At 34.5% G+C, this 9036-nt stretch carries 8 protein-coding genes; 5 read left to right on the top strand and 3 right to left on the bottom strand.

Translation table 11 applies throughout. The features are described from left to right. Positions 1 to 13: 13 nt before the first annotated feature. Positions 14 to 535, top strand: coding sequence for a hypothetical protein (locus tag LB100_RS04665; protein ID WP_456201580.1), 522 nt, complete (start codon positions 14 to 16; stop codon positions 533 to 535). 119 nt (positions 536 to 654) lie between these two features. Here the strand turns inward: LB100_RS04665 and LB100_RS04660 are convergent, their stop codons facing one another. Beyond that, positions 655 to 1947: a cbb3-type cytochrome c oxidase subunit I gene (locus LB100_RS04660; protein ID WP_456201579.1), complete on the bottom strand. Its 1293-nt coding sequence runs from the start codon at positions 1945 to 1947 to the stop codon at positions 655 to 657. Positions 1948 to 2270: 323 nt separating this feature from the next. Between LB100_RS04660 and LB100_RS04655 the strand changes: the two genes are divergently transcribed. The 3 genes from LB100_RS04655 to LB100_RS04645 are packed head-to-tail and all read left to right on the top strand — an operon-like array spanning position 2271 to position 5684. Further along, positions 2271 to 3380 (top strand): PQQ-like beta-propeller repeat protein, encoded by a 1110-nt coding sequence (locus tag LB100_RS04655; protein WP_264375608.1) that lies wholly within the window; start codon positions 2271 to 2273, stop codon positions 3378 to 3380. Next, positions 3373 to 4761, top strand: coding sequence for a dihydrolipoyl dehydrogenase (gene lpdA / locus LB100_RS04650; RefSeq protein ID WP_456201578.1), 1389 nt, complete (start codon positions 3373 to 3375; stop codon positions 4759 to 4761). The genes LB100_RS04655 and lpdA overlap by 8 nt, the downstream gene beginning before the upstream one ends. A 2-nt stretch (positions 4762 to 4763) precedes the next feature. Then, the gene (locus tag LB100_RS04645; protein WP_456201577.1) at positions 4764 to 5684 is read left to right on the top strand and encodes a tyrosine-type recombinase/integrase; all 921 of its coding nucleotides are present in this window, start codon (positions 4764 to 4766) and stop codon (positions 5682 to 5684) included. Positions 5685 to 5895: 211 nt separating this feature from the next. Here LB100_RS04645 and gatB read toward each other — a convergent pair whose 3' ends face one another. Beyond that, a complete protein-coding gene (gene gatB / locus LB100_RS04640; protein WP_456201576.1) occupies positions 5896 to 7326 on the bottom strand; it encodes an Asp-tRNA(Asn)/Glu-tRNA(Gln) amidotransferase subunit GatB in 1431 nt (476 codons plus the stop codon). 205 nt (positions 7327 to 7531) lie between these two features. Beyond that, positions 7532 to 8512 carry a pyruvate dehydrogenase (acetyl-transferring) E1 component subunit alpha gene (gene pdhA, locus LB100_RS04635; protein ID WP_007302758.1) on the bottom strand — a complete coding sequence of 327 codons (981 nt, stop codon included), beginning with the start codon at positions 8510 to 8512 and terminating at the stop codon, positions 7532 to 7534. 65 nt (positions 8513 to 8577) lie between these two features. On the opposite strand from pdhA, the gene hemJ reads away from it, so the two are divergent. After that, positions 8578 to 9006, top strand: coding sequence for a protoporphyrinogen oxidase HemJ (hemJ, locus tag LB100_RS04630; RefSeq protein ID WP_456201575.1), 429 nt, complete (start codon positions 8578 to 8580; stop codon positions 9004 to 9006). Positions 9007 to 9036 lie beyond the last annotated feature (30 nt).

Here is a 9036-nt window from a genome sequence, read left to right as displayed (position 1 = left end):
GAGGAGCCGATAGATGAAAAAGGTTCTTAGGAGTTTGTTAGAAGATAAAATAAGAAATGAATTAAAAAATGAAATGAAAAGTGAAATGAAACAAAAAATAAATAAACTTGAGCAGCTAGAGGCGGAAAATAAAGACTTACAAACTAAAAAGGATAGAGCTAAACGGTTAAATAGATCCTTAGAATATGCAAGGAAGACAGCTCAGAACGAAAATATAGAATTAAAAGCTGAAAAAAATAAACTAAATACTCAAATCCAGCATTCACAACAAGAAAAGAAAATATTAGGAGTCAAAAATGAAGCAAATAAACAACTAAAAGAAAAAGCAACATACATCGCTACTGCTAGTACTGGTCTTGCTGTTGGGTTAGTAGTGTATATTACACTTGAACATACAACTAAATTGGACATGTGGTTGATCGTTGTTATAGCAACAGTATCTGCATTCTTAGCTGGTGGTTTAATAATGCAACCTAGCTCTCAAGTAAATGGAACACAAGAACCACAAGGAGTAGCAAATAAGAATTCAGTGTAGCTTGATATAGTTTTTTTTCATTTCACTGCCTTTCCAAAATTTGAAGCAGGTTGTTTGAGCCATAGTACAAAGTAAATATAGTAATTTCACACTAAAATTTTTAGTTTTGTTTCTGTGGGTTAGTTGGTACGCGCTTTGCCTTTTAACAAATGTGAAAGCACAATTATTACAAACAACATTCCACCAATAACTGATATAGCACCACCTATAATGAAGCACGTGCGTGCTAACATTGATGAAATACTTGGCAGATCTGCAACTTTTCTTAAGGCACCATATCCACCAAGCCAAACAAGGCCAGTAATATGGAGAAAATGTCCCAAACTGTAAGCGTAAATCTGTAATCTTACTATGGAGCTTTTTATTTCTTTACAGCCCAATTTTGGTAACAGCCAGTAGACAAAATTCATAAAAGCTATAGTAATACCAACCACAGAACCGTGATAATGCGCAGGGATAGTGACATTTCCTTCAATAGTTAGCACTCCAAGCACACCTCCATAAATGAACAATACAAACGAGTGGAGAAGATAATTGCCCTTATCATTGAGTAGAGTTTTTATGTTGCAATACACTAATATTGTTAAAAAGCACGGCAGAACTGCTCCAGCAATTCTCATATGCCAAGTAAAAAACTGTATCAATTCAGCACTATCCGCCGAATAAATAAAGTATATAAACGGCGCACCTACGGTCAAAACTGTGTTTATAAATAGTGGTAAAATGGTAATTTTATTTAGACTAATATAGCGAGCATTCAGTATGATCAAATAAACTAAAAACATTGCTTGAGCAAAGGCAAACTGCAGTAAATGTCCGCCTCCCCAAAAGAGATATTCATAAAATAAATTCTTGTCTGAGTGATATAGACCTGGAGGCATATTTTTATGTGCTAAAACAACACAAAGAAATGATGACACAAGTATAATGACCAGGCCAATTTGTCCGATTGAAAGATATGAGTCTTGTTTATTTGATATGTAGGCTAGAGCTGTATTTATCAATATGCTGGTAATGAAAAGACTGAGTCCAAGTAAAAATAATTTGTTTTGTAATACAGGTATATAGTTACTTTTGATAACTTCAGTATTTGGAACAAATGCAGATATAAACATTAGCAGCATGGAAAGGATTGAGAGAATCCATGAGAAGTTAAACCAATGATTGGTGTTTTTTAAGTTTATGATGAAGAGCAGAGATATTATAGAGCACATCCATACCAAAATTGACAAATTTACGTGTATCACCAGTGCATTATCAAAGATATATTGTGCAGAAGGAATGAGAGAAGAAATAAAAGGCAATCGTAGAAAAATAACAATTATTGACAGCAGTCCAGAACAAGCAAGAGCAAGTACTGCCAAGAATATCCATTGCCTGCAAAGTGAAGCGTTATTTTGTATGTTGAGCATTTATTTTTAGGTACTATAGCATAAGACAATGTACATTTTTCAAATTGATATGCATAGTTTAAATGAATGACATTACAACAATATCTTTCATCGTGAAAATGCTGCGTACATTTCCATTTCATATTATGGTAATATTACTGACAGCGTTAGTCTGAGCTATCGAAATGTGTTTTAATCAATACTTGATAAAAATTATTACAGTAAGAGAATCTTTACATAATGGCATGACATTACGTTAATGCTTTTGATCCACAATTAAGAACATTTTCGTTGTGATTTACGTTTCTAGTATGTATATTAATGAATCTTGTTTTCACTAAATAATGAAAATAATAATTGTCATGATAATGTTATTGTATAGTAACTATACAATGGCAAGCGAACGAATAAGTTTAGTAGATAAAAAATTATCTCAAGGATATGTAGCTCCAATACTTACAGAAAATAGCGTTATTTTACCAGACAAGCACGGTACCTTATATTCCTTTGATATCGATAACCCAAGAGTTATAAATTGGAAATTATACCTCTCAAGTAGGAAAAAAATTGGTAATATGAGTTTATCGAGCTACAAAGAAAATGTTTTCTTTGTAGTGGATAACATTCTACACACAATAGATGCAAAAACAGGGGAGATTCAATGGGAAAAAGAATTAAGAGCTCCGGCAAGAGGGAAAGCAATAGTAATAAACAATAAGTTGGTAGTATTGACTATTGATAACTATCTACATGCATTTGATATAAAAGATGGCAGCCCTATTTGGGCTTATCAAAATGGTATAAATGAGGTTCGAGGTTTATATTCCATCTCACCAACAATCTCTAATGATAAAATAATAGCACCATTTTCAAATGGTGAGTTAATAGCTTTTAATGAAGAAGGTAAAAAACTATGGAGCCAAAAATTAGCTACAAATCTTTTAGATACACAGCTTACAGATGTAACTACTACGCCTAGAGTACACGATAATATCTTAATAGCTACGAGCAACTCTTATATTTATAGCATTGACGTAAACTCAGGAAATATTTTATGGTCAAGGCCACTACAAGTAAAAAGTATATCAAACATTGAGTCATATTATAGCCCTCTTATTCCTGCAGAGAAACAAAAAGAAGGCGGAAGAATTTTCATGGTGACTAAAGATAATAAGGTAATTGGCATCGACATACAAAGTGGAAAAACAGTTTGGACATCTGATTTTATAGAGAATGTGCAATTGTTTGTTCCAATTATGTATGCCCATACGCTTTGGGTAACAAGTAATAAAGGTTCAATATTTGTTTTTCCTGGATCTGAAAGTACAGGAAGGGTAATTAAAATACCTGGTAATGTGTTTCATGCTCCAGTATTTACCCATGGTAAGATGTATATAACGACTGAAGGAAATGGTGTTTATTCTTTAGAAAATAGGTTTGTTTTTTATGACTGATTATGATTTGATTATTATAGGTGGTGGTCCAGGTGGTTACAAATGCGCTATTGCTGCTGCAAAACTTGGACTCAAAGTTGCTTGTATAGACAAAAATAGCATTTTTGGTGGCACGTGTTTGCGAGTTGGGTGTATACCATCAAAAGCATTACTCCATTCCTCTTATCAGTATGCTAGCGCGAAAAATAATCTATCAAAACTTGGCATAAAAGTTAAGGATGTAAGTCTCGATTTGAAAGAAATGCTAGGCTATAAAGACGCTAGAGTTCAAGAACTTGGAAAAGGCATAGAATATCTGTTTAACCTTTACAAAATTACTAAGATCAATGGACTTGGAAAAATTACTTCTTTTGATCAAGACAACCTTGAAGTTTCAGTTGAAGGTAAGGTACTGAAGGCAAAAAATATAGTAATTGCAACTGGTTCTGATGTTAGTTCTCTACCAGGAATTGATATTGATGAGAAAAATATCATTTCATCAACTGGTGCATTGTCTTTAACTGAAGTACCAAAAAAACTTGTTGTAATTGGAGCTGGGGCAATAGGACTTGAAATGTCTTCTGTGTGGAATAGGCTAGGCTCTGAAGTTACTGTAGTAGAGTTTTTTGATAGAATCGCTGCAGCAATGGATAGCGAACTAAGTAAGTCTTTACTTTCTAGTCTACAAAAGCAGGGAATAAAATTTTTACTCAGCACCAAAGTTGAAGAGATAAAACAAAGTAGTAACTCTTTGAGTGTGAAAGTTTGCTCTGTAAAAGATAATCAAATAAACACTATAGAGGCGGATAAGGTATTGGTGGCAGCAGGACGCAAACCATGTACTGATGGTCTTGGTATTGATGAAAAAATGGAAAAAGATAATCGTGGTTTCGTTCAAGTTAACAACAGATATGAAACTAATGTGAAAGGAATATTTGCTATTGGTGATGTGATTGGTGGAGCAATGCTTGCTCACAAAGCTGAGGAAGAAGGGGTGGCAGTTGCAGAGATACTAGCAAGGCAATTGCCTCACGTTGATTATGAAATCATACCGTCAGTCATTTACACCCACCCTGCAGTTTCTTCAATCGGTAAAACTGAAGAAGAACTAAAAAGTGCTGGTCGAAAGTATAAAGTTGGTAAATGTCAATTTGCTGCAAACGGTAGAGCAAAAGTCACTGACGATGCTGAGGGATTCGTGAAAGTTCTGACTTGTAGCAGAGCAGATACAATACTAGGTGTGCATATCATAGGAGCATATGCTGATACATTAATCAATGAAGCAGCGGTTGCAATGGCATATGGCGCAGCAGCAGAGGATATATACAGAATTTGTCACTCTCATCCTGATATAAATGAAGCCTTTAGGGATGCATGCATCGATGCTTTCTTTAAAAAGTAACTGTGGACCTCGGTTTAATCATTGAAAAATGGTATGATTGGCTAAAGTACAACAGGTCTTATTCACCAAACACTTTGGAGTCATACATGAGGGACCTCAAGGATCTTATAAGTTTCCTAAATACTCACATTGGTGAAGAAGTAAATGTTGGCTCTTTGGAAAAATTAAGCATACCTGAACTGAGAAGTTGGTTTACCTCTCGTTATGCAAGAGGTGTAAATGCGAGATCTAACACTCGCGCATTATCAGTAATCAGAAATTTTTTCAAATATATAAAAAACAATTATGAAATAAATAATGAAGCGGTATTTTCTTTATCAAGGCCAATTCAGAGAAGAACTCTACCTAAAGCACTTTCAATATCTAACATAGAAACTCTATTGGAAGAAATGAAGTTGCCTGATCTAGGCGAGCCTTGGGTGGTAAAAAGAGAAATTGCAATTGTCGTTCTGCTATATGGTACGGGCTTAAGAATCACTGAAGCATTGAATCTTAAGGTTAGTGATATTAGCAATGAAAGTTTAATAGTAACAGGTAAGGGAGATAAACAAAGACAGGTATTTATTCTTCCAGTAGTAAAAAAGTGTATACAAGAATATATAAAAGCTTGTCCCCACTTTGACGAAGCGGGACATCTTTTTGTGGGGGTAAGAGGAAAAAAATTGGTAAGAACTTATGTTGCTAATCGTTTGCAAAAAATAAGAAGATTTTTAAACTTACCAGAAATTTTATCTCCACATGCATTTCGCCATAGTTTTGCTACTCATTTGCTTCAGGAAGATATTGACATAAGATCAATACAACAGCTGCTTGGCCACTCAAGCCTTGAAACTACTCAAGTTTACACTCACCTAAATTATCAAGATGTCTTCAATATGTATAAAAACTTTCAGAAGAGTTTGAATAAAAAATCGAAATCTTAACTTCGTCTTAAATCGATAATATTGCCGAACTGAGTGCTTGCAACATCATTCAGTACTGTACTTGCTTTATATAAGCAATAGTGACCAGCAGAGAGAAAGCAAAACGTTTTGCAAAAGGTTGTGAATGAAAAAGAATAGACAGCAGAATTTAAATTAGAAGCTATGTAAAGAAACAAGTCAAGCAAATAGCAAAAGATCTGGGACCGTACACCTAGGCACTCAATTTTAATTTTTCACTCAAAACCAAGTTTACGACATCAGGACTGGCTTTTCCTTTGGTGGATTTCATGACTTCGCCGACAAAGAAACCATACAATCTTGTTTTACCACCCTTATATTCTTGAACTTTATCTTGGTTGTCATTGATGATTTTATCTATTACCTCTGAGATTTGACATGTGTCAGTTATTTGCTTGAGATCCTGCTCTTCTATAATAAGGGATGCAGGCTTTCCAGTTTCAAACATAATATCAAAAACTTGTTTACCAAGTTTAGCAGAGATCGTTCCATCGACGATAAAGTCGAGGAGCTCGGATAAAGCATCTGCTTTAATTGGGGAGCTAACAATATCAATATTTGCTTTATTTAAACGACCGAAAAGCTCGACGGTTAACCAGGTAATTGCAATCTTTGAATCGTGCTTTCTTACCAATTTTTCAAAATAATCAGCAATTTCTTTATCAGAAGTGATAACGTCTGCATCGTATTCATTTATACCTAATTCCTCTATGTATCGAAGTTTTTTTTGATCTGGCAACTCGGGTAAAGATGATTTAATAGAATCAATTTTGTCTTGGCTTATTTCAACAGGTAGCAAATCAGGTTCAGGGAAATATCTATAGTCACTTGAATCTTCTTTGCTTCTCATCACTTTTGTTTTTCCTAAAGTGACATCAAACAATAAGGTATCTTGACTTATTTCTCCTCCGTTTTCCAAAATTTTGATTTGCCTTTGTGTTTCATAATCTATAGCTTGTACAATATAACGTATTGAATTTAAGTTTTTTATTTCACAGCGGGTGCCAAATGCACTACTACCATTTGGGCGAACAGAAACATTTGCATCACAGCGAAGCGACCCCTTTTCCATATCACCATCACATGAACCGATATAACGCAAAATCTGCCTCAATTTTTTCATGAATTCTGCAGCTTCTGCAGATGAACGAAGATCTGGCTCTGAAACAATTTCCATTAAAGCAACCCCTGCACGATTTAAATCTACGTAAGTTTTGCTTTCTTCATGAATACTCTTTCCTGCATCTTGCTCTAAGTGAATTCTTGCGATTCTTATTTCTTTTTCATTATTATTGATAAACACTTTACCATTTTTAACTATTGGCTCAAAGAATTGGGTTATTTGGTAACCTTGTGGTAAATCGGGATAAAAATAATTTTTCCGATCAAAGTAAGAGCATTTATTAATTTCTGCAGAAAGTGCAAGACCGGTACATATTGCTTGCTCTATGCAGAAATAATTTAATATTGGCAATGTACCTGGCATTGCCGCATCAACTAGAGAAACTTGAGTATTGTGCTCAGTACCAAATTCCGTTAGTGAACTAGAAAATAGCTTTGTCTTAGAAGAAACCTGAGCGTGTACCTCAAGTCCAATTACTGTCTCCCAGTTTTCTTTTGTCATGTATTTTATTCAATTAATAACTTTATATTCTGCAAACTAGCACAAAAAGTCAAATAAAACTCATTTAACCTATGATCCAAGAGCGGTGTATATCAATAATATAAGAGTTACTACAGTTTCTATTGACTAGGCTGTTATATAATAAAGTTAAGTGCTGCCAAAAAATATCTATAGTAGGCCAAAACATAATTTTGATGGCAACTGATTAGCTAACAAATTTATAAACATCAGTATACAGCTCATCAATCTCTGGCTCTTTACTACTTTTAGCAAAATCTTCTGACTTTTTTACTAAGTCTCGTATTTCCTTATCAATAGCTTTGCATTCTTCATCAGAAGCTATTTTATTATCTTTCATATACTGCTTTAAATTACTTATAGGATCATGATTTTGCTTCATATCTTCAACTTCTTCTTTTGTGCGATAAGTAGCAGGATCTGACATCGAATGGCCACGATATCGATATGTCTTCATTTCAAGCAAGAGAGGTCCTTTTCCCCCACGTACGTGCTCAGCTATTTCACTTGTTACCTCATAGACAGAGAAAAAATCCATTCCATCAACTTGTTTTCCAGGAATACCAAAACTCTCTCCTCTTTTATATAGTTCAGTTACTAAAGTTGATCTTTGCACAGAAGTTCCCATTGCGTATTCGTTATTTTCTATGATATAAACCACAGGTAACTTCCACAAAGATGCCATATTAAATGATTCATATACTTGTCCTTGATTTGCAGCACCGTCACCAAAATATGTGAATACAACGTTATCTTTTTTCTTGTATTTATTAGCAAATGCTATTCCTGTACCAATTGGGACTTGTGCACCTACTATTCCATGTCCACCAAAGAAATTTTTTTCAACATCAAATATGTGCATGGAGCCACCTTTACCTTTTGAACACCCTGTTTCTTTGCCGTTTAGTTCTGCCATCACAACATTTGGATCAGAATTACATGCAAGCATTAAGCCATGGTCTCTATAGCTTGTGATAAAAGCATCACCAGGTTTTGATGCAGCTTGAGTCCCAACTGCAACTGCTTCTTGCCCTATTGATAAGTGACAGAATCCGCCTATTAATCCCATTCCGTATAATTGTCCTGCTTTTTCCTCAAATCTGCGTATTAGAAGCATTTTTCTGTAGAACCCAATCACTTGCTCTTTAGTGAAATTTCCTGCTTTCATATTGACTTTCTTTTATTAAACTGAAATCATACCAGAAATCTTTAACATTTTATAATACTATCTATATGGACTACTATCACTGGCTTGAAGCTTTTCACGTTATCTCTGTAATTATGTGGGTGGCAGGTATGCTCTATTTGCCAAGGCTTTATGTTTACCATGCATCTGTAAAACCAGGGTCAGAAAATGACAGCTTACTTCAAATAATGGAGAAGAGACTCCTTAGATATATCATAAACCCTGCAATGCTTTTCTCCCTTAGTTTTGGAATTATGCTAATGATTATTAGGGAAGCATATTGCGAAGGGTGGTTTCATGTAAAAGCGCTAGCATTATTCTTAATGTTTGCTATTCATGTCCTACTTGCAAAGCATAGGAAAAATTTTGCAGTGGGCTTGAATAAGAAAACTCACGTTTATTTTCGTGTTTTAAACGAAGCAGTAACAGTGTTAATAATAATTATAGTTATTATGGTTATTGTAAAACCTTTTTGATTTTCTAGCCTAATGCTGAACCATTGAATG

This window comes from Wolbachia endosymbiont of Protocalliphora sialia, from assembly GCF_053891855.1.
The sequence above is the reverse complement of the archived record's forward strand: the minus strand, read 5'-3'. Positions and strand labels throughout refer to the sequence as shown.